This window comes from Stenotrophomonas sp. STEN014 (genome assembly GCF_056760315.1).
On record NZ_JBRREN010000006.1, the window covers coordinates 203,931 to 228,715 of the forward strand.

At 67.6% G+C, this 24,785-nt stretch carries 20 protein-coding genes and 1 pseudogene; 10 read left to right on the forward strand and 11 right to left on the reverse strand.

Features of this window, described 5'->3' with window-relative positions:
• Positions 1-43: 43 nt before the first annotated feature.
• Positions 44-1,042, forward strand: coding sequence for a restriction endonuclease (locus ACVOMC_RS10635; RefSeq protein WP_481523909.1), 999 nt, complete (start codon positions 44-46; stop codon positions 1,040-1,042).
• A 63-nt stretch (positions 1,043-1,105) separates the two neighbouring features.
• On the opposite strand, the gene hutC is transcribed toward ACVOMC_RS10635, so the two are convergent.
• Entirely contained in the window at positions 1,106-1,834 is a 729-nt protein-coding gene (hutC, locus tag ACVOMC_RS10640; protein ID WP_054660247.1) for a histidine utilization repressor, read from the reverse strand.
• Positions 1,835-1,874: 40 nt separating this feature from the next.
• Positions 1,875-3,245 (reverse strand): formimidoylglutamate deiminase, encoded by a 1,371-nt coding sequence (locus ACVOMC_RS10645; RefSeq protein WP_481523945.1) that lies wholly within the window; start codon positions 3,243-3,245, stop codon positions 1,875-1,877.
• Between the two features lie 60 nt (positions 3,246-3,305).
• On the opposite strand from ACVOMC_RS10645, the gene hutI reads away from it, so the two are divergent.
• The 6 genes from hutI (at position 3,306) to ACVOMC_RS10675 (ending at position 10,121) form a co-directional block, all read left to right on the forward strand.
• Positions 3,306-4,511, forward strand: coding sequence for an imidazolonepropionase (gene hutI / locus ACVOMC_RS10650; protein ID WP_481523910.1), 1,206 nt, complete (start codon positions 3,306-3,308; stop codon positions 4,509-4,511).
• Positions 4,512-4,534: 23 nt separating this feature from the next.
• Positions 4,535-6,076 (forward strand): histidine ammonia-lyase, encoded by a 1,542-nt coding sequence (gene hutH, locus ACVOMC_RS10655; protein ID WP_481523911.1) that lies wholly within the window; start codon positions 4,535-4,537, stop codon positions 6,074-6,076.
• On the forward strand, positions 6,073-6,921 hold the full coding sequence (gene hutG, locus ACVOMC_RS10660) for an N-formylglutamate deformylase (protein ID WP_057506415.1): 849 nt from the start codon (positions 6,073-6,075) through the stop codon (positions 6,919-6,921). Before hutH ends, hutG begins: the two co-directional genes overlap by 4 nt.
• Positions 6,921-8,591, forward strand: coding sequence for a urocanate hydratase (hutU, locus tag ACVOMC_RS10665; RefSeq protein ID WP_481523912.1), 1,671 nt, complete (start codon positions 6,921-6,923; stop codon positions 8,589-8,591). Before hutG ends, hutU begins: the two co-directional genes overlap by 1 nt.
• A gap of 536 nt (positions 8,592-9,127) precedes the next feature.
• Positions 9,128-9,304: a hypothetical protein gene (locus ACVOMC_RS10670; protein ID WP_481523913.1), complete on the forward strand. Its 177-nt coding sequence runs from the start codon at positions 9,128-9,130 to the stop codon at positions 9,302-9,304.
• A gap of 292 nt (positions 9,305-9,596) precedes the next feature.
• Positions 9,597-10,121, forward strand: coding sequence for a Csu type fimbrial protein (locus ACVOMC_RS10675; RefSeq protein WP_481523914.1), 525 nt, complete (start codon positions 9,597-9,599; stop codon positions 10,119-10,121).
• 24 nt (positions 10,122-10,145) lie between these two features.
• Here the strand turns inward: ACVOMC_RS10675 and ACVOMC_RS10680 are convergent, their stop codons facing one another.
• The 5 genes from ACVOMC_RS10680 to ACVOMC_RS10700 form a co-directional block, all read right to left on the reverse strand.
• Positions 10,146-11,087, reverse strand: a complete 942-nt coding sequence (locus ACVOMC_RS10680; protein WP_481523915.1) for a Csu type fimbrial protein — start codon at positions 11,085-11,087, stop codon at positions 10,146-10,148.
• Positions 11,088-11,107: 20 nt separating this feature from the next.
• Positions 11,108-13,393, reverse strand: a complete 2,286-nt coding sequence (locus tag ACVOMC_RS10685) for a fimbria/pilus outer membrane usher protein (protein WP_481523916.1) — start codon at positions 13,391-13,393, stop codon at positions 11,108-11,110.
• 76 nt (positions 13,394-13,469) lie between these two features.
• On the reverse strand, positions 13,470-14,276 hold the full coding sequence (locus tag ACVOMC_RS10690) for a fimbrial biogenesis chaperone (RefSeq protein WP_481523917.1): 807 nt from the start codon (positions 14,274-14,276) through the stop codon (positions 13,470-13,472).
• A 17-nt stretch (positions 14,277-14,293) separates the two neighbouring features.
• Positions 14,294-14,821, reverse strand: coding sequence for a Csu type fimbrial protein (locus tag ACVOMC_RS10695; protein WP_481523918.1), 528 nt, complete (start codon positions 14,819-14,821; stop codon positions 14,294-14,296).
• A gap of 368 nt (positions 14,822-15,189) precedes the next feature.
• Positions 15,190-15,669, reverse strand: a complete 480-nt coding sequence (locus tag ACVOMC_RS10700) for a VOC family protein (RefSeq protein ID WP_481523919.1) — start codon at positions 15,667-15,669, stop codon at positions 15,190-15,192.
• Positions 15,670-15,852: 183 nt separating this feature from the next.
• On the opposite strand from ACVOMC_RS10700, the gene ACVOMC_RS10705 reads away from it, so the two are divergent.
• The gene (locus ACVOMC_RS10705) at positions 15,853-16,656 is read left to right on the forward strand and encodes a polysaccharide deacetylase family protein (RefSeq protein WP_481523920.1); all 804 of its coding nucleotides are present in this window, start codon (positions 15,853-15,855) and stop codon (positions 16,654-16,656) included.
• A gap of 123 nt (positions 16,657-16,779) precedes the next feature.
• Here ACVOMC_RS10705 and ACVOMC_RS10710 read toward each other — a convergent pair whose 3' ends face one another.
• Both ACVOMC_RS10710 and ACVOMC_RS10715 read right to left on the reverse strand, forming a co-directional pair.
• A complete protein-coding gene (locus ACVOMC_RS10710; protein WP_054657024.1) occupies positions 16,780-17,907 on the reverse strand; it encodes a fatty acid desaturase family protein in 1,128 nt (375 codons plus the stop codon).
• A 3-nt stretch (positions 17,908-17,910) separates the two neighbouring features.
• On the reverse strand, positions 17,911-18,972 hold the full coding sequence (locus ACVOMC_RS10715; protein ID WP_481523921.1) for a ferredoxin reductase: 1,062 nt from the start codon (positions 18,970-18,972) through the stop codon (positions 17,911-17,913).
• 92 nt (positions 18,973-19,064) lie between these two features.
• Between ACVOMC_RS10715 and fabR the strand changes: the two genes are divergently transcribed.
• A complete protein-coding gene (gene fabR, locus ACVOMC_RS10720) occupies positions 19,065-19,727 on the forward strand; it encodes an HTH-type transcriptional repressor FabR (RefSeq protein WP_054657029.1) in 663 nt (220 codons plus the stop codon).
• Between the two features lie 56 nt (positions 19,728-19,783).
• Here the strand turns inward: fabR and ACVOMC_RS10725 are convergent.
• Positions 19,784-20,235, reverse strand: a pseudogene (locus ACVOMC_RS10725) (DUF1615 family protein); the annotation flags it as partial.
• 89 nt (positions 20,236-20,324) lie between these two features.
• On the opposite strand from ACVOMC_RS10725, the gene ACVOMC_RS10730 reads away from it, so the two are divergent.
• Positions 20,325-21,557, forward strand: a complete 1,233-nt coding sequence (locus tag ACVOMC_RS10730) for a GGDEF domain-containing protein (protein ID WP_481523922.1) — start codon at positions 20,325-20,327, stop codon at positions 21,555-21,557.
• 423 nt (positions 21,558-21,980) lie between these two features.
• Here the strand turns inward: ACVOMC_RS10730 and gyrA are convergent, their stop codons facing one another.
• On the reverse strand, positions 21,981-24,707 hold the full coding sequence (gene gyrA, locus ACVOMC_RS10735; RefSeq protein ID WP_481523923.1) for a DNA gyrase subunit A: 2,727 nt from the start codon (positions 24,705-24,707) through the stop codon (positions 21,981-21,983).
• Positions 24,708-24,785 lie beyond the last annotated feature (78 nt).

Here is a 24,785-nt window from a genome sequence, read left to right on the forward strand (position 1 = left end):
TCTATAAACTGCGGCTCTGTCCGTGTCGTCGCTGGGTGTGTTGATGTTTTCGTGGATTCTGGCTCTGGTACTCGCACTGGTTCTCTGGGGTCTGGCCGTGCTCTATCTGTGGCTGGTCCGGCGCAGGAAGATCGAGACAAACCATGGCCTGGCCGCATTGGCGGGTATGCGCTGGCGCGAGTTCTCGCGGATCGTGCGGGATGCGATGGCCGAACAGCGCAGCATGCAGGACGCGATTGCCGAAGAAGCCAGCGATGCCGGCACCAGCAGCGACTTTCTGATGACCCGCAACGGTGAACGCTGGCTGGTGTCGTGCAAGCATGGCCGCGCCTACCGTATCGGCGCCGGCGCGATCAACGAACTGGGCGCTGCGCTGCGCCTGACCGGCGCCCGTGGCGCCGTGCTGATCACCGAGGGCCATGTGGAGCGCGACGGCCTTGCCGCCGCCGCGGAGCAGTCCATCGAAGTGGTCGATGACCGCAACCTGTGGCAGATGCTCAAGTCCTATGTGCCCGAGGAGATGCTCCAGAGTGTGGTCGGCATCGCCCGCCGTGAGGCGATCCGCCACACCGGGATCGCCGCGCTGGCGGCGCTGACCCTCGGCCTGCTGGCGGGCATGGGCTACAACACTGTTCACGACGACGCCGGCCCAGCCCCGGTCGCACCGGTCATCGCCGCGGCCAGCAACACGCCGGCGGCGGCCAGCGTCGCCCGCGACGATACGCCCGCCGCGGACGTTGTCCCCGAGCCCAGCGCCGGCATGGCCGCCGAGGACCTGCTTGAAGATCCCGATCCGGAAACGCTGCTGCGCTACCAGCAGTCGGTTTCCAAGGCGCTGGCGCGCACGCCGGGGGTCATCAGCGGCATCTGGCTGACCCGCCTGACCCTGTCGGTGGAGCGCTCGGCCGATGACAAGACCGTATGGCCTCTGATCTGCCGCGAAGTGGAGCGCTACCCGGCGCTGCGCACGGTGCGCATCCAGCTCAACCCGCGCCCGGGTGTCGATGAACCCGTGCGCTGGCGCCAGTGCAGCACCATCTGAGCGCACAAGGAAAAAGGCGCCAAACGGCGCCTTTTCCATAGCGGCAATCCGCCCGGCGGGAACTCAGCGCGCCCCGGGTGCGAAGCGGGCTATCAGGTCGTAGGCATCGCCGAGGAACATCTGCCGCACCCAGGTGATCTGCAGTTCGCCGCGCCAGGTCTGGCGGTCGATCACCAGGCAGGCGGTCCCGGCCGGCACCTGCAGCAACGCGGCCTCGGCGGCGGTCGCTGCGACTGCGCTGATGCGGTGCTCGCCGCGTGTCCACGACACGTTCTGCAGCAGCCAGCTGCCCGGGGCGTGCTCGGAAAAATCCACGCCCAGCGTCTCCGGCACCGTTTCGGGATTGATCAGGCGGCGCTCCAGCGCCAGCGGCTTGCCGTCGGCCAAGTGCAGACAACGGATCGCCAGCAGCTGCCCGGCGGCGGCCAGCTGCACTTCTTCGGGCACGCCGCGGTGGGCGCTGCGCAGTTGCCGGTCCAGCAGCTGGAAGCCGTAGGCATGGCCCCGTTCGGTCACTGCCACTTCGATATCGGGAATTTCCAGTGCCACCTGCTCCAGGTGAGGTGGCTGCCGGGCGACAAACGAGCCGGCCCGCCGGCGTCGCTCGATCATGCCGCTTTCGGCCAGCGTGGTCAGCACCTTGTTCACCGTCATCCGAGAGCAGCCGTACTGTTCCATCAGCTCGTGTTCGAACGGGATGCGGAAACCGGGGGCCCACTCGCCACTGAGGATGCGGCTTTCGATATCGCTGCGGATGCGGTGATTGAGGGTGGGAGCTTTTTTGCTCTTCACTCGGGGTTCCTGAAAAGATCGGCGGGCCGGGCGTTGCGGGTCAGGCCAGAATCCGGTCCAGCGCGGCACGGTAGCGCGTCTGGATCGCGTCGCGATTGAGATGCCGTCCCTCACGGACCAGCTGGCGGCCATTTCGCCAGACCGCGCGAACGGCGCCATTACGTGCGGCGAACAACGCGCTGTCAAGCAGACTGTCGCCGCTGCGGCCATGCAGCGAGACGTGGTCCGGATCCAGTTCGAGCAGGTCCGCCGGCGCACCGACCGCCAGTCCGGCGCGCACTCCCAGGGCCTGCCCCGCTCCCTCGAGGGCCTGCTGGTACAGCCAGCGACCGGTGGAGAGATTGGCCGGCGAAAGCACGTTGCGACCGCGCAGGGTCAGCCGCTGGCCGTATTCAAGCAGGCGCAATTCCTCGGCCGCATCGATCAGCACATTGGAATCAGAGCCGACGCCGAAGCGGCCACCGGCGGCGATGTACTCGCGCATCGGGAACAGCCCGTCGCCCAGATTGGCCTCGGTGATCGGGCACAGGCCGACCACCGCGCCACTGCCGGCCATCAGCCGCACCTCCTCCGGGGTGACATGGGTGGCGTGGACCAGGCACCAGCGCTCATCCACCGCCGCGTGCGCATACAGCCACTGCACCGGCCGCTGCCCGCTCCACGCCAGACAGGCCTCGACCTCACGGACCTGCTCGGCGATATGGATATGGATCGGCCCGCGCGTCATGCCGGCCAACGCCTGCAACTGCGCTTCGGTGGTCGCGCGCAGGCTGTGCGGCGCCAGCCCGAGCACCGCGTCGGGCAGATCGGCCAGCGCCTGCGCGCTGCCTTCCAGCAAGCGCGCGAAGCCGTCAATGTCGTGCAGGAAACGCCGCTGCGCCGGCACCGGCGCCACTCCGCCGAAATCGGCGTGGGCATAGAACACCGGCAGCAGGGTCAGCCCCAGCCCGGTGTTGGCGGCCGCGGCGGCCACGCGCGCGGCCATCTCGGCCGGGTTGGCGTAACGGCTGCCGTCCTGGCTGTGATGCAGATAGTGGAACTCGCCCACGCGGGTGAAGCCGGCCTCCAGCATTTCCATATAGGCCTGCTCGGCGATGGCCTGGAAGCTGTCCGGGTCCAGCCGGTCCAGGAAGCGGTACATCAGCTCGCGCCAGCTCCAGAAGCTGTCGCCACGGGTTCCGCCCACTTCGGTCAGGCCGGCCATCGCCCGCTGGAAGGCATGGCTGTGCAGGTTGCCCAGCCCCGGCAGCACCGTCCACAGGGCGTGGTCGCCGTCCTGGCGCGGCGCCTCCGCCGTGATCGAGGTGATCCGCCCCTGCACGCACTCGATGCGCACATCGCGCGCCCAGCCGGCGGGCAGCAGCGCCTGCGCGGCGTGGAAACAGACGGTCTGGGGGGCGGCGCTGGCAATCACTGGACACTCTCCGGTTACCGCAATTATTGTATATACAAATAACGTTGGAAGCTGCACATGCGCTGCGACACGCTCTGGCACAACGCCCACCTGATGACCCTGGACGGTGCCACCGGTGGGCTCGGCATTGTCCGTGACGGGGTGCTCGCCGCGCTGGACGGCAAGCTCATCCACGCCGGCCCGGCCGCCACCGCGCCGGAGTTCGCCGCCGGCGAGCGCATCGATTGCGGCGGGCGCTGGATCAGCCCGGGCCTGATCGACTGCCATACCCATCTGGTCTACGCCGGCAACCGCGCCGGCGAGTTCGAGCAGCGCCTGCAGGGCGTGAGCTATGCCGACATCGCCCGCGCCGGCGGTGGCATCGTCTCCACCGTGCGCGCCACCCGCGCCGCCGACGAGGCCGCGCTGCTCGCCGCCTCGCTGCCGCGGCTGGACGCGATGCTGGCCGAAGGCGTCACCACCCTCGAGATCAAATCCGGCTACGGCCTGAGCCTGGCCGATGAATCCCGCCAGCTGCGCGTGGCCCGCCAGCTGGGCCAGCTGCGACAGGTCGAGGTGGTGCCCACCTTCCTCGGCGCCCATGCGGTGCCGCCCGGCCACGAGGCGCAGGCCTATATCAACGAGGTCTGCGCGGTGATGATCCCGGCCATCGCCGCCGAAGGCCTGGCCGAAGCGGTCGATGTGTTCTGCGAGAACATCGGCTTCTCCGCCGCCCAGGCGCAGCAGGTGTTCGAGGCCGCGCAGCGCCACGGGCTGGCGGTGAAGATCCACGCCGAGCAGCTGTCCAACCAGCACGGCGCCGAACTGGCCGCCGGCTTCGGCGCGCTCTCGGCCGACCATATCGAACATCTGGACGAGGCCGGCATCGCCGCGATGCGCGCGGCCGGCACCGTCGCCGTACTGCTGCCCGGCGCGTTCTATTTCACCCGCGATACCACCGTGCCGCCGATCGCCCAGCTGCGCGCCGCCGGCGTGCCGATGGCGCTGGCCACCGACTGCAACCCCGGCACTTCGCCGCTGACCAGCCCGCTGCTGACCATGAACATGGCCGCCACGCTGTTCCGCATGACCGTGACCGAGTGCATCGCCGGCTTCACCCGCGAGGCGGCGCGTGCGCTCGGCCGCCACGACCGGCTCGGCCAGCTGGCCGCAGGCTTCGATTGCGATCTGGCGATCTGGGACATCGAGGCCCCGGCCGATCTGGTCTATCGCATCGGCTTCAATCCGCTGCACGCGCGCGTCTGGCGCGGCCAGCACGCATAAACAAGTACGACTCCGGAGAACACATGAGCACGACCCTGACCCTTCGCCCCGGCCACGTGCCGCTTTCGCAGTGGCGGCAGATCTACCTAGGCGCGCGCGTCCAGCTGGACCCGGCCGCACAGGCCGCGGTGCTGCGCAGCGCGCAGGTGGTCGAGGCCATCGTCGCCAAGGGCGCGCCGGTCTACGGCATCAACACCGGCTTCGGCAAGCTGGCCAGCGTGCGTATCGAGCGCGAGGACCTGGAAACCCTGCAGCGCAATATCGTGCTGTCCCATGCCGCCGGTGTGGGCGAGCCGATGCCGGCCAACGTGGTGCGGCTGATGATGGCGCTCAAGCTCACCAGCCTGGCCCAGGGCGCTTCGGGCATCCAGCCCAAAACGCTGGCACTGCTGGAAACATTCCTGCAGCACGACTTCATTCCGGTCATTCCATGCCAGGGCTCGGTCGGCGCTTCCGGCGACCTGGCCCCGCTGTCGCATCTGGCCACGGTGATGATCGGCGTGGGCGAGGCCTTCGTCGATGGCGTGCGGATGCCGGCCACCGAAGCACTGGCCCGCATCGGCCAGGCCGCGCTCACGCTCGGCGCCAAGGAGGGTCTGGCCCTGCTCAACGGCACCCAGTATTCGACCGCCTACGCGCTGGCCGGCCTGTTCGAGATCGAAACCGTCTTCCAGGCCGCGCTGGTTACCGGCGCGCTGTCGGTGGAAGCGGCCAAGGGCTCGGACACTCCGTTCGATCCGCGCATCCACGCCATCCGTGGCCAGCGCGGGCAGATCGCCACCGCCGCCAGCCTGCGCCAGCTGATGAGCGGCTCGGCCATCCGCGAATCCCACCGCGACAACGATGTGCGCGTGCAGGATCCGTACTGCCTGCGCTGCCAGCCGCAGGTCATGGGCGCCGCGTTCGACGTGATGCGCCAGGCCGCGACCACGCTGGAGATCGAGGCCAACGGCGTGTCCGACAACCCGCTGGTGTTCACCGACACCGGCGAGGCGCTGAGCGGCGGCAACTTCCACGCCGAGCCGGTGGCCTTCGCCGCCGACATGCTGGCCATGGCGATCTGCGAGATCGGCTCGATCAGCGAGCGCCGCACCGCGATGCTGGTGGATCCGGCGCTGTCCGGCCTGCCGGCCTTCCTCACCCCCAAGCCCGGCCTCAACTCCGGCTTCATGATTCCGCAGGTCACCGCCGCGGCGCTGGTGTCGGAGAACAAGCAGCGAGCCTATCCGGCCAGCGTCGATTCGATCCCGACCTCGGCCAACCAGGAAGACCATGTCTCGATGGCCGCACATGGCGCGCGCCGCCTGCTGGCGATGGCCGAGAACGCCGCCAACGTGGTCGGCATCGAACTGCTGGCCGCCGCGCAGGGCTGCGACTTCCATGCCCCGCTGACCTCCAGCCCGGCGCTGGAGGCCGTGCGCGCCACGCTGCGCGCACAGGTGCCGACGCTGCAGGACGACCGCTATTTCCATCCGGATATGGTCGCCGCCACTGAACTGGTGCGTAGCGGCGCCCTCGCCCACGGCCTGGACGCGGTGCTGCCGCATGTGGAGCCCGTGTCATGAGCGCCGCGCCGGCGTGGTTGCAGATCCATCGCGGCACCGCGCCGCTGATCGTCAGCTTCCCCCATACCGGCACCGGACTGCCCGCCGAACTGGCCGGGCAGTTCGTCTCGCCGTGGCTCGCGCGTCGTGATGCCGACTGGTGGGTGCACACGCTGTACGCCTTCGCCCGCGAGCTGGGCGCCACCACGGTGCGCACCGCCATCTCGCGCTCGGTGATCGACGTCAACCGTGATCCCTCCGGGGTGAGCCTGTATCCGGGGCAGAACACCACCGGCCTGTGCCCGCTGACCACCTTCGACAACCAGCCGCTGTACCGCGACGGCTGCGAACCGGACGCGGCCGAGATCGCCCGTCGCCGCGACACATATTTCATGCCGTACCACGCCGCGCTGGAAGCCGAGATCGCGCGCCTGCACGCCGACCACGGCACCGTGGTGGTGTACGACGCGCACTCGATCCGCTCGAACATCCCGCACCTGTTCGACGGCCAGCTGCCGCAGTTCAACCTCGGCACCGCCGGCCCCACCGGCGAGCCGGACACGGCCTGCGACAACGCGCTGGCCGATGTGGTCGAGAACCTGTGCGCGCTGAGCGGCCTGGGCCATGTGCGCAACGGCCGCTTCAAGGGCGGCTGGATCACCCGCCACTACAGCAACGTGCCCGCCGGCGTGCACACCTTGCAGATGGAGCTGGCCTGCCGCGGCTACATGCACGAGCCGGCGCCGGGCGATGTGGAAGTACACAGCTGGCCCACGCCCTACGCCCCTGCCCGCGCCACCGCGGTGCGCGACACCCTGCAACAGGTGCTGCGCGCCTGCCTGAACTTTGCTTCCCGGAGAGATTGATGACGACCCGCCACGACCCTTCCCGCAGCCCGCGCGCGCCGCGCGGCGCCACACTCAACTGCAAGTCCTGGCAGACCGAAGCGCCGTTCCGCATGCTGCAGAACAACCTCGACGCCGAAGTGGCCGAAGACCCGGCCTCGCTGGTGGTCTACGGCGGCATCGGCCGCGCCGCGCGCGACTGGGAGAGCTACGACAGGATCCTGGAAACCCTCAAGCGGCTGGACGACAACCAGACTCTGCTGGTGCAGTCGGGCAAGCCGGTCGGCGTGTTCCCCACCCACCCCGATGCCCCGCGCGTGCTGATCGCCAACTCTAACCTGGTGCCGCACTGGGCCAACTGGGAGCACTTCAACGCGCTCGATAAGAAAGGCTTGATGATGTACGGGCAGATGACCGCCGGCAGCTGGATCTACATCGGCAGTCAGGGCATCGTCCAGGGCACCTACGAGACCTTCGTCGAGATGGGCCGCCAGCACTACGGCGGCAGCCTGACCGGCAAGTGGATCCTCACCGCCGGGCTGGGCGGCATGGGCGGTGCGCAGCCGCTGGCTGCCTCGCTGGCCGGCGCCTGCTCGCTGACCATCGAATGCCGCCAGAGCAGCATCGATTTCCGCCTGCGTACCCGTTACGTGGACGAGCAGGCCACCGACATCGACGATGCGCTGACGCGTATCGCCAGGTACACCGCCAGCGGCGAAGCCAAATCCATCGCGCTGCTCGGCAACGCCGCCGAGATCCTGCCCGAGCTGGTACGCCGCGGCGTGCGTCCGGACGCCGTCACCGACCAGACCAGCGCGCACGATCCGGTGCACGGCTACCTGCCGATCGGCTGGACCGTCGAGCAGTGGCTCACCGAACAGCAGGCCAACCCTTCGATGGTTCGTGACGCCGCCAAGGCGGCGATGCGCGTGCACGTGGAGGCAATGCTGGCTTTCCACGCCGCCGGCGTCCCGACCGTGGACTACGGCAACAACATCCGCCAGATGGCCTTCGACGAGGGCCTGAAGAACGCCTTCGACTTCCCCGGTTTCGTGCCGGCCTACGTGCGCCCGCTGTTCTGCCGCGGCGTCGGCCCGTTCCGCTGGGTCGCGCTGTCCGGCGACCCGGAAGACATCTACAAGACCGATGCCAAGGTCAAGGAGATCATCGCCGATGATCCGCACCTGCACCGCTGGCTGGACATGGCGCGCGAGCGCATCGCCTTCCAGGGCCTGCCGGCGCGCATCTGCTGGGTCGGTCTGGGCCTGCGCCACAAGCTGGGCCTGGCCTTCAACGAGATGGTCCGCAACGGGGAGCTGAGCGCGCCGGTAGTGATCGGCCGCGACCATCTGGACAGCGGCAGCGTCGCCTCGCCCAACCGCGAGACCGAAGCGATGAAGGACGGCTCCGACGCCGTCTCCGACTGGCCGCTGCTCAACGCCATGCTCAACGTCGCCGGCGGCGCCACGTGGGTGAGCCTGCACCACGGCGGTGGCGTCGGCATGGGCTACTCGCAGCATTCCGGCGTGGTCATCGTCTGCGACGGCAGCGAGGAAGCGGACAAGCGCATCGCCCGCGTGCTGTGGAACGACCCCGGCACCGGCGTGATGCGCCACGCCGATGCGGGTTATGAGATCGCCATCGAGTGTGCGAAGGAAAAGGGGTTGGACCTGCCGGGGATTCTTGGCTGATTTGACCACGGGGAGGTTGTGCAATCACCTCCCCATAATCGGATATCCCATAAAGGGCAGCCTCCGGGCTGCCCTTTTGTCTGGCGCTCTTTTATCCATAGAGCCGTAGGCTGGGGTGGCCTTATCAACCCAGCTTCGTTCCAGCGCGAACGGAAGATCAAGATCAAAGGCGTTCCGTTTGCTGTCGCAACCGGGTGACTTTTGACGCGGCAAAAGTCACCAAAACCGCTTACGCCGGACGCATGCCGATGCGATGAAGCCGCATCGGTGCCCTGCGCTTCTCGCGGATCGGGGCGGCGCGGAACTCGCTGCGCTCAGACACCCGCGCCTTTCTCCCCCGATCCGCTGCGATGCTCGGCATGCTTTCACGGCTGGGGAAAGTCAAAAGCGCCAGCACAACATTGCTGCGCCCTACCCTCCCCGGCGTTGCTGTTGCCGATCTTTTGCGCTACCGGCGTCCACTTACGCCCTAGGCCGAGGCAATTAGATACGTTTTCAGAACAATCGACCAATAATCGCTCGACTGCGACCAGAAAATGGTCGGCGTCGACCAAAAATCGGGCGTGAGCGAGCGAAAAATGGTCGTGCACGAGCAGAAATCGGTCGGCGTTGACCATATATCGCTCGACGTCGAGCAGAAAATGGTCGCGCGCGAGCAAAACCGGTCGTCGCCGACCGGAAAACGGCCGCCACTGGCCGTTGACGGGTCATGACCGGAAGGAACCGGCCGGGTGCGGTCCGGCCAATCGCCCCTCACCGCCCGCCCCCCTGGCGCCATGCGGCCACAGTGGTGGCTCCGGGGACAGCTGCCACGCCCGGCGGATCAAGGCATGGACCGGAACAGTCCACGGAATCGCACGCTGTCGCCGGCTCAGCGCACTTTAGAAAATCTGTCTGCGGTCGAAAACATGGCGGTCGGACATCCCTTTCCGGGATGCACTACGCCAGCCGGTTCGAGCGCGAACGTGCCGGAAAACATGCCCCCATCGTGCGATGTCGAACCTGATGAAGCCTCCCTTCAAATTCCGCTCGGGCTTGCTGATCTGCAGCTTGGCGCTGGCGCCATTCGCCCAAGCCGGAGCGCCCCGCGACAGTCTGGGGGTGTCGCTGGTGCTGGTGGATCACTGCCAGACCCGCACCGATCCGGACGCCCGGCCCGTGGACTTCGGCGTACCGGGCTTCGGCGGCGCGCACACCACCGTCCCATCCGGCCACGCCGGCGAAGCGCTGGCGATCCGCTGCTCCTTTGGCCACTACCCGTCCGTCACCCTGCTGCGCGGCACCCACGATGGTCTCGCCCCCGGCGGTCGGCATGCGCTGCTCAGCACCGGCGGCAACGTGCTGGCCTACGACCTGTATGCCGATAGCGGGCGCAGCCGCCCACTGGACGCGCGCGACACCATCGCGCTGCTCCCCGGGGCCGGCGAAGACGGCAGCCGCAGCCTGCGTCTGTATGCCAAGGCGGTCGATGCACCGCTGCCGGGGGCCGGCACCTACACCGATACGGTGGTCGTGCAACTGACGTTCTGAACGGTCCCGGGTGCCCCGGCGCCGTCAGTAGTACAGGGTCACCAGCACCGTGTCCGAGTACAGCCCGCGTTCCACCCCGGTCTGTACCGGCACCTCGCCGTATACCGTCAGCGAGATCACATTGCCGGTGACATCGGTGGTCCCCATCGCCATTTCGTCCGGGGTCTGTCCCCAGGGCGCGGTGAGGCCGGCATCCCGGAACAGCAGATAGCGAACGAAACCGCTGCCACCGGCCATGCGGCGATTGCTGCCGTCGAAGTGGCGGCCGGTGTCCAGGCTGATCCGCCAGGCCGTCTGCGGCGGGCACTGCATGCGGATCGTGGTCTGCGCGTGCAGCGGGCGCTGCGGGGGCGCTGCGCTGCCGAAGTTCAGGTCGTCGGCGACGATCCAGCAGCTGTTCTCGACACTGGCGTAGACCCCCGACGAGCCGATGCTGACACTGCCGCCGCCACTGCCGACACTGCTGCAGTCCGTACTGGCGGGCAGCTCGCCGCGGGAATAGCGGTAGCGCAGCACGCCGTTGATGCCCTGCTCCTGGAAGATCGCCGTGGCGTTGACCGACTGGCCCGGATACACCCGGCCATAGATCGGGGCGTGACCGCTGCGTGGTGCTCCCGGTGGCACGGTCAGGTCCAGCTGATACACCGGCAGGCTACCCTCGGCGCCGATCAGCCGGGTCCGGGCCGGATCGGAGAACAGGTCGTAGGACAGAAAGTCGCCGTTGTAGTTGCCCAGCCGCCGGGTCGGCTGGCCGGCGCTCCACTGCCCCGGGCCAAGCGACAGGCACAGGCGGTAGTGCAGCGTGGCCCCGGCTCCGGAGTAGTCCGGGGCGCAGGTGTAGGTCAGCTGCGAATGGGCATCCTTGCCGCGCTCGTTGACCTCGCCGAAGTTCAGCCCGAACGCCCCGCTGACAAAGCATTGCTGGGCGTGCGCCGCCATCGGCCCGGCCAGCAGCAGGGCCAGCATCCACCGCCACCGGGTCCGTTTCACCGCAGCTGGCATGTCCGCTCCCCCAGCTGGATCCAGCCCCGGCCCGGCAGCACCTGCGGCAGCGGCAGCACGCAGCGGCCCTGCTCGAGCATCAGTTCCACCTGCGCGGCGGGCGCCGGGTTTTCCAGATACAGCACGCCGTCATAGCCCACCGTGGTGGAGCCGGCGCCGTCGCCGCCGGTCAGCCTGGCCGGCGTACCGGCCGGTACCCATTGACCGTCCGGGCCGCGCACGGCCAGTTGCACCATCACCGAGGCCAGCATCGGGAAGCGCACGAACATGCCGGCACCGGTGGAAGGCACCGCCTCGGTGCGGGTACGCGTGACGCTGACATCCTCCGGCAGCACCAGTGGATCGATCGAGACACTGTTGTTTTCCCATGCGTTGAGCCGGGTCAGCAGCAGATAGCCGTTCTCGTCGGTGTTGCCGATGGGGCGGTTTTCCAGCAGCACTGGCACTCCGGCGATGCCGTCGGTGGAGACCAGGGCGAAGGCGTCGTAGGTGTGGCGGATCGGGAACAGGCGCCGCTTCATCAGCAGCAGGCCACCGCTGCCGGACAGGTAATAGGTGTTGTCGATGTCACCGGCGTAGCGCTGGCGGAACACGCCGGCCTGCCACAGGCCGTGGCGGCCCAGATAGCTGACCTCTCCCTGGCTGCTGGCGGTGCTGCCGCGGCTGAGCTGCGTGCGCCACCCCCAGCCATCGGCGTCGTCGGGCAAGGCACGCATGGCCCCCAGCGCGACCACATTGTCCCCGTCGCGCCGCTGGACGCCGCTCCAGGCGTGATGCTGGTTGGCCAGCGAGAGCGACCAGTACAGATACGCGCTGGTGCCCGCCTTTCCTTCCAGGTCGCGGTTGATGCTCAGGTGCAGGTCACCGTAGCGCCCCAGCCCTTGGGCGGCAGTCACGCTGGCATAGCGGATGCGCGCCACATCCACCGGCTCCTGGCGCACGTAGCTGGCTCCCAGTTGCCCGGTACCGATGTTCAGGCCGACAAACAGCTGCTCGGTCCGGCGCGGCAGCGGCGAACCTTCCAGGCTGGCCAGATCGCGGAAACCGGCGCTGCGGCGCTGGCTCAGGGCGCTCAGGCTCAAGCGCCGCCCCTGGTACTCGTAGCCCCAGCTGTACTGGTGCCCCGCCTCGTCGTGGAAGCGGCTGCGGGCATAGGACGTACTGACCACCCCGCCGGCGCGTCCCAGCCGCAGCAACGCACCAGCACCGGCCATGGCCAGCGCCCCCATGCGCTCGATATGCGCCTCGGCGGTCAGAGCGTTGCTCATGCCATGGCGGAAGCTGCCGCTGACGGCCGGATCGTGGCTGTAGGCGAACGACTCCACGCCGTATCCGCGGCGCAGGTAACCGGCCCGCAGCGACCAGTCACTGAGCCCGGCCTGCAACATCTGCCGGTCGTTGTAGATCGAAAAATCGACCACCCGCTGCTGTCCGGTGATGTCGGTAATCACCACCTGGGCGCGGCCGCTGCCGATCATGATCGGTGCGCTGTCGACCTGGAACCGCCCCGGCGCGACCTGCTGCTGTGCCTCACGGATGCCGTTGATGTACAGGTCCACGGTCGAAGGCAACGCGGTCTCGCCCACATACGAGGCCAGGGGCACGGTGACCCGGTACGGCTGCAGGCTGAAATTGCGCGAGACGTGCACCCCGCCCATACGGCTGCTGCGGGTCCAGCCCAGGCTCCCGCTGACGGCATCGCCCACCACCACGGTGGTCATCGCGTCGGGGAAATCCAGCTGCCAGGACGAATCCAGCCGCACCGAGCGCTGCACGTTGTCGTAGCTGCCGCTGGTGGCATGCACCACCGCGCTGCTGCGCCAGATGCCCGGGGTCACCCCGAACAGGCGCAGCTCGCCCCAGCCGCTGCCGCTGCGGTAGTCGCGGTTGCCCAGCCCGTACAGCTCGTAGTTGAGCAGCAGGCCGCCGGCGCGGGTCTGTGGATCCAGGGCTGGTGGCGGCGGCGGGCGGTAGCCCACCTGCGACACCGGGCGCGCCAGCAGCGCCACCGGCACCTGCAGGCTTAGGCGCTGCTCGGCAACGTGGTACCGGCTGACCAGCCCGGGCAACGTGTCCAACCCGACCAGCGCGCTGCCGCCGGCTCCTTCCACCTTCAATCCCAGTGTGGCCAGGTCCGCCGCCGCGGCGTATAAGCGGCCTTCGCGGCGCAGAAAGCGCACCAGCTGGCCGCTGTCGACCTGGTTCACCTCGACCTCGAGAAACAGTTCCTCCTCGGTGGCCGGGGCGGTGGTCGTCGGGACGGGAGCCACAGCGGCAGCGGGCACCGGCGGCGGAGCGCAATCGCCCTGCCCCGGCATTGCGCCGCCACTGGATACCGCCAGCAGCCTAGCGGTCAGCGCCAGCCAGCGGGATCGGCCGCGCGTCCCGGTCGTCATTGAACCGCACCTTCAGAAGGGTGCCCGCCGGGAGAGGCAGCGGGATCGCCACCGGCCACTGCATCTGCTGGCCGGCCAGCACATAGCCGACCAAGCCCGCGCTCACCGCGCTTTTGCCGCCGTCCGGCCGGGCCAGGCTGAGGTGGGTCAGCCGCACATGCCGCTTGCCATCATTGGCCACGTGCAGCGCGGTACGCCCGTCGGCGCCCCGGGCCAGCCAGGCGCGGATGCCGGACAGGTCGGTCTGTGGCAGCTGCTGCGCCGCAGCCTGCTGCTCCTGGGTTTTGATCGTCGCGCTGCCGGCGGCATGGATGAACACCGGAATGGAATAGCGCAGCAGTACCGTCACGCCGCTGCCAGGGGTGGTGACCGGTGCCTGCGGCAACTCGTCGACCAGCACCCGGTAGCTTTTCTCGGTCTCCGGGGCGCGGGTATCGCGACGCACCAGCCGCACCGTCTGTCGCTCTCCCGGCGCGATTTTGACGATCGACGGGCTGGCGACGATATCGTCGGCCGGACTGAGCTGATCCAGCCCGTCCTTCTGGCTCCAGTGCTGGATGCGGACCTGGGCGTCGAGCGTGCGCTGGCCACTGTTGACCAGGTACAGCGCCTGCGCGTTCTGGCCCGGATCGAACGCGACGGTGATCGGGGTGACCTGCAGCGTGGCCGCCTGCACGGCCAGCGGCAGTGGCGCCAGAACGGCCAGCACCAGTGCGGCAAGCGCCCCCAGCGAAACCGGACGGATCTGCGAAAACATGGATGCGCTCCTTGGGATCAGTAGGTCAGCGTGGCGGTTACCGTGTCCGAATAGACGCCGGCCGGCTCCTGCCCGCTCAGCGTGGCGCGGGCATAGACCGGCACACTGACCGCATCGCTGCCGCCCAGACCGGTCCCGGTGCCGACAAACCAGCTGCCGCTGCTGTTGCCCCAGTTGTTTCCGTCAAAGGCGTCGTAGGACAGCGTGTAGGGAATCTTGACCGCAGCCTCGCCACCACTGGGCAGATTGGTCATGGCCCGGTTGTTCACATCCTGGTTGGTGGTGCCACCGTCGAGCCCCAGCTGGAACTCGGTGCCGCGGGTACACCAGACGTTGATGTTGCCGGTCTGGTCGATCGGCCCGGGGGTGGAGAAGCGGGTGCCGAAGTTGATGTCATCGGCGACCACCACCGTGCAGGTGGCCTGGATGGAGATCATCACCTCGAAGGAATCGGTCTTCGGCGCGCCCAGCTCCGCGGACTGCGCGAATACCTGTCCGATCGAGGCCGAGTACAGCAACAGGCATGCACTGACGTAAGGTCTCATCGTAGCTCCGGGAAAATCACGGGCGAGGAAGACACCCGCATGGCGGGAAGGGAATCAGCACCGGACGCGCCCTGCCGGCGCGTCCGGTGAGGGTACGAGCGGCACCGGTGAAACGGCTGTGACGGCCCTGCGCCTCCAGCGTGGAGGAGCGGCGTCCGGTGCCACCGCCGCTCATGGCATTGCCCGTTGCGGAGGGGAGCCAGGACGTGGGGCGACAGTGGGCGAACTCCCTCGCCCCCTGTCCGGCCGCATGGCCCGGCGTGACGTCGACCGGCGTATACGCCGGCCGGTCGCTTCGGCGACGGTTGGGGAGGGGTATCGCCATGGACCGGATCGTCCCCTCTGGCCTGCCGGTGGCCGCCCTGCCCTCAGCCGCGTCGCGCCGCCTCGATTGTGGCGATGTCGATCTTGCCCATGGTCATCATCGCGGCGAACACCCGCCGGGCGACTCCCGGATCGGGATCGGTGATCCCGGCCGTCAACGCACGCGGGGTGATCTGCCAGAACAGCCCCCATTTGTCCTGGCACCAGCAGCATTCACTGGCCCGGCCACCGTTGCCGATGATGGCATCCCAGTAGCGGTCGGTTTCGGCCTGGTCGTCGGTGGCGACCTGGAACGAGAACGCATTGCTGTGGGGCACGCCCGGACCGCCATTCAGGCCCAGACAGGCCACCCCCAGCACCGTGAACTCCACCGTCAGCACATCGCCGCGCATGCCGGCCGGGTAGTCGTCGGGAGCGCGATGGACGGCTGTGACGCGGCTGTCGGGAAAGGTCGCCGCATAGAAGCTGGCCGCCTCCAGGGCGGCGTGGTCGTACCACAGGCAGATCGTGTTCTTGCCGGGCATCGGGCGTCTCCCGTTCGGATGGACAGGACGATCGCCACCCGAGGCAGCGATTGCGCTCGGGCAATGGTTTATCACTGCGGTTGTAAGCAGGCGGTCATGGCCAGCCTTCTGCGCACGGCAGCTGCACTCCAGTGCCACCCCGCTTCATGACGCCCCAGCCCCATGCCGCTGCTGTTGCGAATCTTGAAGTTGCTGACCCTCAGCGCCTTTCCCTTGGCCGGCACGCAACAGCTGGGCCTGACGTTTGACGATGGCTTGAACCCCGACACCGAACCCCACGCGGCGCGGTGGAATGCACAGATCCTCGACGGCCTGCGTCAAGCCGAGCTCACCGCCATGGCATTTCCCTCGCTCGCCCGCACCGGGGAGGGCCAAAGACTGGCGCTGATCCGGCAATGGGCCGAGGCCGGCCACGCCATCGGCAACCACACCGCCTCGCACCGCAGCCTGTCCTCACCTTCGATCACCCTGGCCGGATTCATCGCCGATGTGGAACGGGCCGACGCGGTGTTAGGGAGTTATCCGAACCGGGTGCCGCTGTTGCGCTTTCCCTATCTGAAAGAAGGCAACACCGTCGAGCGCCGCGACGGCATGCGCGCCTGGATGCAGGCCCACGGCTACCGCGCCGCACCGGTTTCCATCGACGCCAGCGACGGGTACTACGACCAGGTGTATGCGGCGCACATTGCCAAGGGCGACACTGACAGGGCCAGCCGGGTGAAGCGCGCCTATATCCAGCACCTGCTGGACCGCGCCAGCTACTACGAGGCGCTGGCCGTCACCACGCTGGTGCGCAGCCCGGCGCATGTGCTGCGGTTGCATACCAACCAGATCAATGCCGACGCGCTGGGCGAGATCGTGGCCGCGTTCCGGGCCCGCGACTGGACGCTGGTGGACCCGCGTATCGCGTTCGATGATCCGCTCTATGCGCGCCAGCCCGAGACGCTGCCGGCCGGTGAAACCATCGTGTGGGCGCTGGCCAGGTAGGCCGGCCATGCCGGTTTGCGCTATCCGGCCGAGGACTCCACCGATGAGGCGCCGGTACTGCGCGCGCAGGGCCTGCTGCCGTAAACACCGACGCGGCCCGGAGGCGGCGTCGGTGAGGGTGTCTCAGCCGGCGTCCAGCTGCGCACCGGCCGGCAACGGCTCGCGGCGTGCCGGTTTGCTGGGGAAGGCGTGGCGCAGGATGCGCCACATCACCTGGCCGAACTGGCGTGGCATCGAACCGGTGTTGTAGTGCTGGCCATAGCGGGCGCAGATGTCCTTCACTTCCACCGCCATCGCCGCATAGCGGTTGGCGGGGATGTCCGGATAGAAATGGTGTTCGATCTGGTGGCTGAGGTTGCCGGTCATCACGTCCATCCACTTGCCGCCGGTCAGGTTGGACGAGCCGCGCAGCTGGCGCAGGTACCAGTGGCCGCGGCTTTCATTGCGCACGCATTCCTTGGGGAAGGTTTCGGCATCGGCGGTGAAGTGGCCGCAGAAGATCACCACATAGGTCCACACGTTGCGGATGAGGTTGGCCGCCACGTTGCCCAGCAGCACCGGCAGGAAGAACGGGCCGGCCAGCGCGGGGAACAGCACATAGTCCTTGAGCATCTGCTTGCTGATCTTGCGGCCGACCGGGCGCGCCTGCCGCCACAGCTGCTTCAGGGTCATCTTGCCGGCCAGCACCCGGCCGATGCGCAGGTCCTGGATGGCGATGCCCCATTCGAACAGCAACGCGAACACCACCGCCACGAACGGCTGGGTCAGGAAGAACGGGTGCCAGCGCTGCTCGGGGAAGATGCGCAGCAGGCCATAGCCGATGTCGTCATCGAGTCCGCGCACGTTGGTATAGGTGTGGTGGCGGAAGTTGTGGGTCTTGCGCCAGTTCTCCGAGGTGCCGACGATGTCCCATTCGTAGGTCTTGCCCTGCAGCGCAGGATCGCCCATCCAGTCGTACTGGCCATGGATGACGTTGTGTGCCAGCTCCATGTTTTCCAGGATCTTGGACAGTGCCAGCAGCAGCACGCCGGCGATCCACGCCGGGACCAGCACGCTGTGCACGAAGGCGCCGAGGAACAGCAACGCGCGGCCGGCCACGCCGGTCCAGCGCACCGCGGCCACCACCTTGCGGATATAGCGCGCGTCGCTGCCGCCGAGGGTGGCGAAGTGGCGCGCACGCAGCGCATCCAGTTCGTCACCGAAGGCCTGCAGCTCGCGCGACGAGAGTGCACGGTTTTTCACGGAGGACATCGCTTAAAGCTCCAGGATCAGATCGGTGCTGGCGCTGCTCACGCACAGCTTCAGCGGAACGGACGGCTCGCCGGCGTACTCGCCGGTCAACGTATGACGGGTGACGCCGGCGACCTTGCCGCAGACGCAGGTATTGCAGATCCCCATGCGGCAGCCGCTGGCCGGCTGGATGCCCTGCGCTTCCAGGGCCTGCAGCAGCGGGGTGCCGCGCGCCACGGTAAGCGTGCGGCCGCTGTGGCGCAGTTCCACCTGCACCGTGCCCTGCTCCACCTCGGGCAGGACCGGCAGGCTGAACGCCTCGCTTTCAAACCTGGCCACCTGGTCGTGCAGGCGCATGCGCGCCGCCTCGACAAAGCCGGCCGGGCCACAGGCCAGTACCCGGGCGTTGCCCAGATCCTCGATGCCGGCGAACGACCACTGGTCCACGCGCGCGGCTGGCGCGGCAGGGTCGCGGGTCAGCGCCAGATGCAGGCCGAAGTCCGGATGCCGGGCCGCCAGCGCCTGGAGTTCATCGACAAAGCAAAGCTCTTCCCTGCGCCGGGCCCAGTACACCAGGTCCACCGGGGCCGGCATGCCGGCATCGGCCAGCTGGCGCAGCAACGCCCGCATCGGGGTGATACCACTGCCGGCGGCCAGCAGCAGCAGGCGCTGGCCGGGAGTGGCCGGGACGGTCATCTCGCCGAACGCCTGGCCGAGGCTGAAAACCTCGCCCAGTGCGGCCTCACGGGCCAGGTGCTGGCTGACTTTGCCTCCGGGGATCGCCTTGACGGTAATCGCCAGCCGGCCATTGGACAGCGGCGTCGGACTGTAGCTGCGGGTGAGCAGGCGCCCGTCCACTTCCACGCCCAGATTGACGTGCTGGCCGGGCAGCAGACCGCCGAAGTGGCGATTGGGCTGCAATTCCAGCGTTACCGCATCGGCGCTGGCGGCGGTACGCCCGACCAGACGCGCCAGCGGACGCCGCAGCGTCCACAGCGGATGCACGCGGGTGGACCAGAAATCGAAGAAGCCTTCACTGAACCAGTGAATCGGCGGCGGCGCGGCATTGCGGTAGACGGCACTCATGACTCAACTATACGGATGAGCGCACACCTGTGTATACAGGTGTATACCCTCCATACCGGCTATGATTCATTGTCCTGACCGGCCCGAGCCTGATGACCACCCACGACCTGCCCCTGCCGACCGCCGATGACGCGCACACCCCGCGCAAAGCCTCCATCTCGCGTGACGACCTGCTGGCGGCGGCCCTGTCCCTGGTCGGGCCGCATCGCAGCGTCTCCACGCTGAGCCTGCGCGAGGTCGCGCGCGAAGCCGGCATCGCCCCCAATTCGTTCTATCGCCAGTTCCGTGACATGGACGAACTGACCGTGGCGCTGATCGATCTGGCCGGCCGTTCGCTGCGCACGATCATCGGCCAGGCACGTCTGCGCGCGGCAGACAGCAACCGCGGGGTGATCCGGCTGTCGGTGGAAACCTTCATGGAACAGCTGCGCGCCGATGACCGGCTGATGCATGTGCTGCTGCGTGAAGGCACGGCCGGCACGGATGCGTTCAAGCATGCGGTGGACCGCGAGCTGGGTTACTTCGAAGACGAGCTGCGGGTGGATCTGGTGCGGCTGGCCGCGCTGGACGGTGCCAGCCTCTATGAGCCGGCGCTGGCAGCCAAGGCCATCACCCGGCTGATCTTCGCCATGGGCGGCACGGCGATGGACCTGCCGGCGGAAAAAGATCCCGAGCTGATCGAACAGATGAGCCAGATGATCCGCATGATCATCACCGGCTCGCGCGCCCTGGCGCGCCACCCTCCCAACACCTGAACCCTGGCGGTTGCCCGCCTGGCAGCGGCGGCAGCGCTGTTGCGCGCTTCAACGTTGCCGGCGCTGGCTTCAGCCAGTGCGAACACCTTGGCATGCAACGCGCGGTCACTGAACTGCAAGCGGTCGCCCTGTTCCAGCGCACGGCGGATCGTGTGGTTATCCATTCCCAGCTGCGGTGCCAGGCGGCGCAACGCGCGCTCGGTCTGACGGGCTCGTCCAGGGGCGCGCCAGAATCGAGCTGATCGCCATCCAACGCCAGCGCGCTGCCACTGGCCAGGGCCACCGCCTTCTGGAACGCGGCATTTCGACTGGCATACCAGCCAGCGTTGGAGTCGGCGAAGCGACGCACTTTCTGCGTATATGGGGTCGTGTAGCCAAGCAGGTGCAGGGCGCCGAACTACAGCCCGCCGCGGCGGGTGAACACCACGTCGCGGATGCTCCCGGGGAGCGGCCACGGATAGCTGCGCGCCTGGCGTTCGGCGAATGGGATACCCACCTGCATCGCACCACGCCACCGCTGCGCCGACCATCGCATGCGCCCAGCCTGCCCATATACTTCGCCCCCGCCTGTCCCAATCGCCGAACGTGGCTTGACCCTTGAGCGCCACCGCTGAACAGTACTTCCCGCTCGTGGTCCCCGCCACCTCCCTGCTGCTCGGGTTGGCGCTGCTGGCAGGTTGGCGCTCTGTGCGCGGACACCGTTATCTGTTGTGGTTGGCCGCTGGCTACATGGTCACTGCCGTTCCGCTCGCCGCCCAGATCCTGATGGACACCCCGCAGCTGGCGACCTGGTCGGTACTCACCGGTGCCTTGTACTGTGCAGGCAGCTGGGCCACCGCGCAGGGTTTCGCGCTCAGATCCGGCGGCAGGGTGTCGGCGCGCGCGGCGCTGGCCATCAGCCTCGGCACGTTACTTGCGCTGTTGTGCTTCTCGCGATTGAACGACGTGCTGGGCGCGCGCATCGTCTTCCTCAACCTTGGCATGGGACTGCTGCTGGCATTGGCACTGCCGGTGCTGTTCGGCCGCGACCGGGCGGACACCCTGTTCGAACGCCTGCTGCGCCGGACCTATCTGCTGCTGGTGGTGTACGCGCTCCTGCGCCCGCTGCTGGCCGGAACACTGGCCGGCTGGTTCAGCAGCAGTGGCATGCCACGCTCAGGCCTGTGGCTGTGGATGCTGGCTTTCAATCTGCTGCTCAATCTGTGGCTGTTGTTTCTGTTACTGGGCAGCGTGGCCCAGCAATTGATGGGGGAACTGCGCTACGAGCGCAACCACGACCCGCTCACCCTGCTGCTCAACCGCCGCGCTTTCTTCGAGATCGCCCAACAGCGCCTGCAGCACGGCACCGCCGCCCATTGGGCACTGCTCGCCTGCGACGTCGATCACTTCAAACAGGTCAACGACACCTGGGGCCATGCCGCTGGCGACAACGTGCTGCGGCAAGTCGGTGCACTGCTGCAGGAGATGACGCGCCCGGATGATCTGGTCGCGCGTTTCGGCGGAGAGGAATTCGTAGTGCTGCTGCGCTGCGATGACCTGCCAACGGCCACCCGGATCGCCGAGCGGATCCGGAACGGCCTCAGCCAGATGCCCTGCTCCCCGGCGAAACACACCCTGACCGCCAGCTTCGGCGTCACTTTGGTAGCGGGCGCGGAGGACCTGGAAAGCGCACTGGAGCGCGCAGACCAAGCGGTATACCGGGCCAAGCACGAAGGCCGGAACCGCGTGGTCGCCAGCCCATCACCTGGCGCAGCCGGCAACATCTGCCCGACCCCGTCTACAGCGGTTGTCGCTCAACCTGATGACGCCGAGCGCAAAGCAACCCGATAGCCACCAGCCTTCGCCAGCAGGGGACGCGATCCGGTGGCGGACATGGATCTGCCCTCCTCCAGGCCGCCTTCGGGATCGATCGTTTGCCCCTGCAGCATCTCCGTCACGCAGCCGGAACAGCGAGATCCTGCAAGCCTGCCTGGATGCGATTGCGACGATAGGTCACAGCCACGGCGGTGCTGGCCCGATCACGCAGCGTCCACCGTGCGTCCTTTCCATTTGTCACTGCCAAGCGCAGCGCGTTGGGCCAAAGCTGCAGCCCTATGCCGGCCGCGCCGCCGAGCCGGAAAATGGCCTGGAACAGCGGCGGTGCTTCATGGCGAGGATGCCTATGTCGAGTTCTGCGCGGGCTGCTGCACGCTGATTTCCGACACAGAAAACGCCGGCTTGCGCCGGCGTTTTCTGTTACCTGAAGCCCGTCAATCAGGCCTCCGGTGTCGCCTCTGGTGTCTGCCCTTCGACAGCCGCACCCTCAACCACGGCGGTATCCACGGCTTCGTCATCCAGGCTGTCATCACCGGCTTCCAGGGACGCGTCCAGGCGTTCGACCGCCTGCAGCTTCTCGCCCTTGGACAGGCGGATGAGGGTGACGCCCTGGGTGTTGCGGCCGACCCGCGAGATTTCCGAGCCGCGGGTACGCACCAGCGTGCCGCCATCGGAGATCAACAGCACTTCATCGCCGGTGCCCAGCAGCACCGCGCTGACCAGCTTGCCGTTGCGCTCACTGGTCTGGATGCCGATCACGCCCTGCGTACCCCGCCCCTTGCGCGGATAGTCGGCCAGCGGCGTGCGCTTGCCGTAACCGTTCTCGGTCGCGGTGAGGATGTACTGCACGCCGGTGTCATCGGCACCGGTGTCGACGATATCGCCGCCCTCGGTTGCCAAGTCCTCGACGTTGCTGTCGTCCTCGTTCTCGTCCTCGGCGCCGCCGGCGCTTTCAGCCACGATCAGGCTGACCACTTCCTCGCCCTTGGCCATCTTGATGCCACGCACGCCGGTGGCGGTGCGGCCCATCGAGCGGACCTTGTCTTCGGCAAAGCGCACGGTCTTGCCATTGGACGCGAACAGCAGGACGTCACGCTCGCCATCGGTCAGGCCGACGCCAACCAGCGCATCGCCCTCGTCGAGGTTGATGGCGATCTTGCCGCGTGCCAGGCGGAACGCGAACTCGCTCAGCGGGGTCTTCTTGACCGTACCGTGGCGGGTGGCGAAGAACACATACTGGTTCTCGTCGTATTCGCGTACCGGCAATACCGCCTGCACACGCTCGCCGTTTTCCAGTGCGATCCAGTTGATGATCGGACGGCCGCGCGCGTTGGAGCCGGCTTCCGGCAGCTGGTGCACCGGCAGCCAGAACACCTTGCCCGCGCTGGTGAAGGTCAACAGCGTGTCATGGGTGTTGACCAGCCACAGCTGTTCGATCGAATCCTCGTCCTTGGTCGCCGCCGCGCTGCGGCCACGGCCACCACGCTTCTGCGCGCGATAGGCACTGACCGGCTGGCGCTTGACGTAACCGGCGCGCGACAGTGTCACCACCACGTCTTCCGGCGCGATCAGATCCAGAATGTCGAGATCTTCCTCGCTGTGGCGGATCTCGGTACGGCGTTCATCACCGAACTCGCTGCGCACGGCGATCAGCTCGTCGCGGATCACCTGCAGCAACACTTCCGGGTTTTCCAGGATACGGATCAGGCCAGCGATGACTTCCAGCAGGACCTTGTATTCCTCGGTCAGCTTGTCCTGCTCCAGCCCGGTCAGGCGGTGCAGGCGCATTTCCAGGATCTGCGTGGCCTGGACGTCGCTGAGCTGATACAGGCCATTGACCAGACCCAGGCCCTTGGGCAGGTCTTCCGGACGCGAGGCCTCGGCACCGGCAGCGCCCAGCAACGCACCCACCAGACCCGGCTCCCAGGTCTTGGTCAGCAGGCGTTCCTTGGCTTCGCCCGGATTGGCCGACGTCTTGATCAGCTCGATCATCTCGTCGATGTTGGCCAATGCGACCGTCAAACCTTCCAGCACGTGCGCACGCGCACGCGCCTTGCGCAGCTCATAGATGGTGCGGCGGGTGACCACCTCGCGACGGTGGCGGATGAACGCCTCCAGCATCTGCTTGAGGTTCAACAGCTTCGGGCGGCCATCGACCAGCGCCACCATGTTGATGCCGAACACCGACTCCATCTGGGTCTGCTGGTAGAGGTTGTTCAGGACAACTTCCGCCGACTCGCCACGCTTGATCTCGATGTAGATGCGCATGCCGTCCTTGTCGGACTCGTCGCGCAGCTCGCTGATGCCTTCGAGCTTCTTTTCCTTGACCAGCTCGGCGATCTTCTCGATCAACCGCGCCTTGTTCACTTGGTACGGAATCTCGGTGACGATGATCGATTCGCGGCCGTTGTCAGCCACTTCGATATCAGCCTTGGCGCGGATGCGCACCCGGCCACGACCGGTCCGGTAGCCTGCGATGATGCCGGCAGTACCGTTGATGATGCCGGCGGTCGGGAAGTCCGGACCCGGGATGTACTCCATCAGGCCATCGACGTCGATCGTCGGATCATCGATCAGCGCAATGCAGGCGTTGAGCGATTCGGTGAGGTTGTGCGGCGGGATGTTCGTCGCCATACCCACGGCAATACCGGCCGAGCCGTTGACCAGCAGGTTCGGGAACCGGGTCGGCATGACCGTCGGCTCCAGCTCCTTCTCGTCGTAGTTGGGCTGGAAATCGACGGTTTCCTTGTCGAGATCGGCCATCAGCTCGTGCGAGAGCCGCGACATGCGCGCCTCGGTGTAACGCATCGCGGCGGCGGAGTCGCCATCGACCGAACCGAAGTTACCCTGGCCGTCCACCAGCATGTAGCGCAGCGAGAACGGCTGTGCCAGGCGCACCAGCGTGTCGTACACCGACTGGTCGCCATGCGGATGGTACTTACCGATGACGTCACCGACGATACGCGCCGACTTGAAGTACGGCTTGTTGCTGTGCGCACCCAGCTCGCTCATCGCGAACAGGACACGGCGATGGACCGGCTTGAGGCCATCGCGGGCATCGGGGAGTGCGCGCCCGACGATCACGCTCATGGCGTAATCGAGGTAGCTCTTGCGCATCTCGTCTTCCAGGTTGACCTGGATGATTTCCTTGGCGTTTTCTGCCATTCGGGTTCCGTTGTCTGGTAGCGATCCCGTCCGGCGACGGGCCTGTGACAGGCGGCCATGCCGGAAACTCGAATCAAC

Bases quoted from the DNA above. Each gene is read 5' to 3' on its own strand.
- hutU (WP_481523912.1), top strand. From the start codon at position 6,921: ATGACGACCCGCCACGACCCTTCCCGCAGCCCGCGCGCGCCGCGCGGC.
- gyrA (WP_481523923.1), bottom strand. From the start codon at position 24,707: ATGGCAGAAAACGCCAAGGAAATCATCCAGGTCAACCTGGAAGACGAG.
- ACVOMC_RS10695 (WP_481523918.1), bottom strand. From the start codon at position 14,821: ATGAGACCTTACGTCAGTGCATGCCTGTTGCTGTACTCGGCCTCGATC.
- ACVOMC_RS10710 (WP_054657024.1), bottom strand. From the start codon at position 17,907: ATGTCCTCCGTGAAAAACCGTGCACTCTCGTCGCGCGAGCTGCAGGCC.
- fabR (WP_054657029.1), top strand. From the start codon at position 19,065: ATGACCACCCACGACCTGCCCCTGCCGACCGCCGATGACGCGCACACC.
- ACVOMC_RS10680 (WP_481523915.1), bottom strand. From the start codon at position 11,087: ATGCTGGCCCTGCTGCTGGCCGGGCCGATGGCGGCGCACGCCCAGCAA.
- ACVOMC_RS10700 (WP_481523919.1), bottom strand. From the start codon at position 15,669: ATGCCCGGCAAGAACACGATCTGCCTGTGGTACGACCACGCCGCCCTG.
- ACVOMC_RS10670 (WP_481523913.1), top strand. From the start codon at position 9,128: ATGGTCGGCGTCGACCAAAAATCGGGCGTGAGCGAGCGAAAAATGGTC.
- hutI (WP_481523910.1), top strand. From the start codon at position 3,306: ATGCGCTGCGACACGCTCTGGCACAACGCCCACCTGATGACCCTGGAC.
- ACVOMC_RS10635 (WP_481523909.1), top strand. From the start codon at position 44: ATGTTTTCGTGGATTCTGGCTCTGGTACTCGCACTGGTTCTCTGGGGT.
- ACVOMC_RS10690 (WP_481523917.1), bottom strand. From the start codon at position 14,276: ATGTTTTCGCAGATCCGTCCGGTTTCGCTGGGGGCGCTTGCCGCACTG.
- ACVOMC_RS10675 (WP_481523914.1), top strand. From the start codon at position 9,597: ATGAAGCCTCCCTTCAAATTCCGCTCGGGCTTGCTGATCTGCAGCTTG.
- ACVOMC_RS10715 (WP_481523921.1), bottom strand. From the start codon at position 18,972: ATGAGTGCCGTCTACCGCAATGCCGCGCCGCCGCCGATTCACTGGTTC.
- hutH (WP_481523911.1), top strand. From the start codon at position 4,535: ATGAGCACGACCCTGACCCTTCGCCCCGGCCACGTGCCGCTTTCGCAG.
- hutG (WP_057506415.1), top strand. From the start codon at position 6,073: ATGAGCGCCGCGCCGGCGTGGTTGCAGATCCATCGCGGCACCGCGCCG.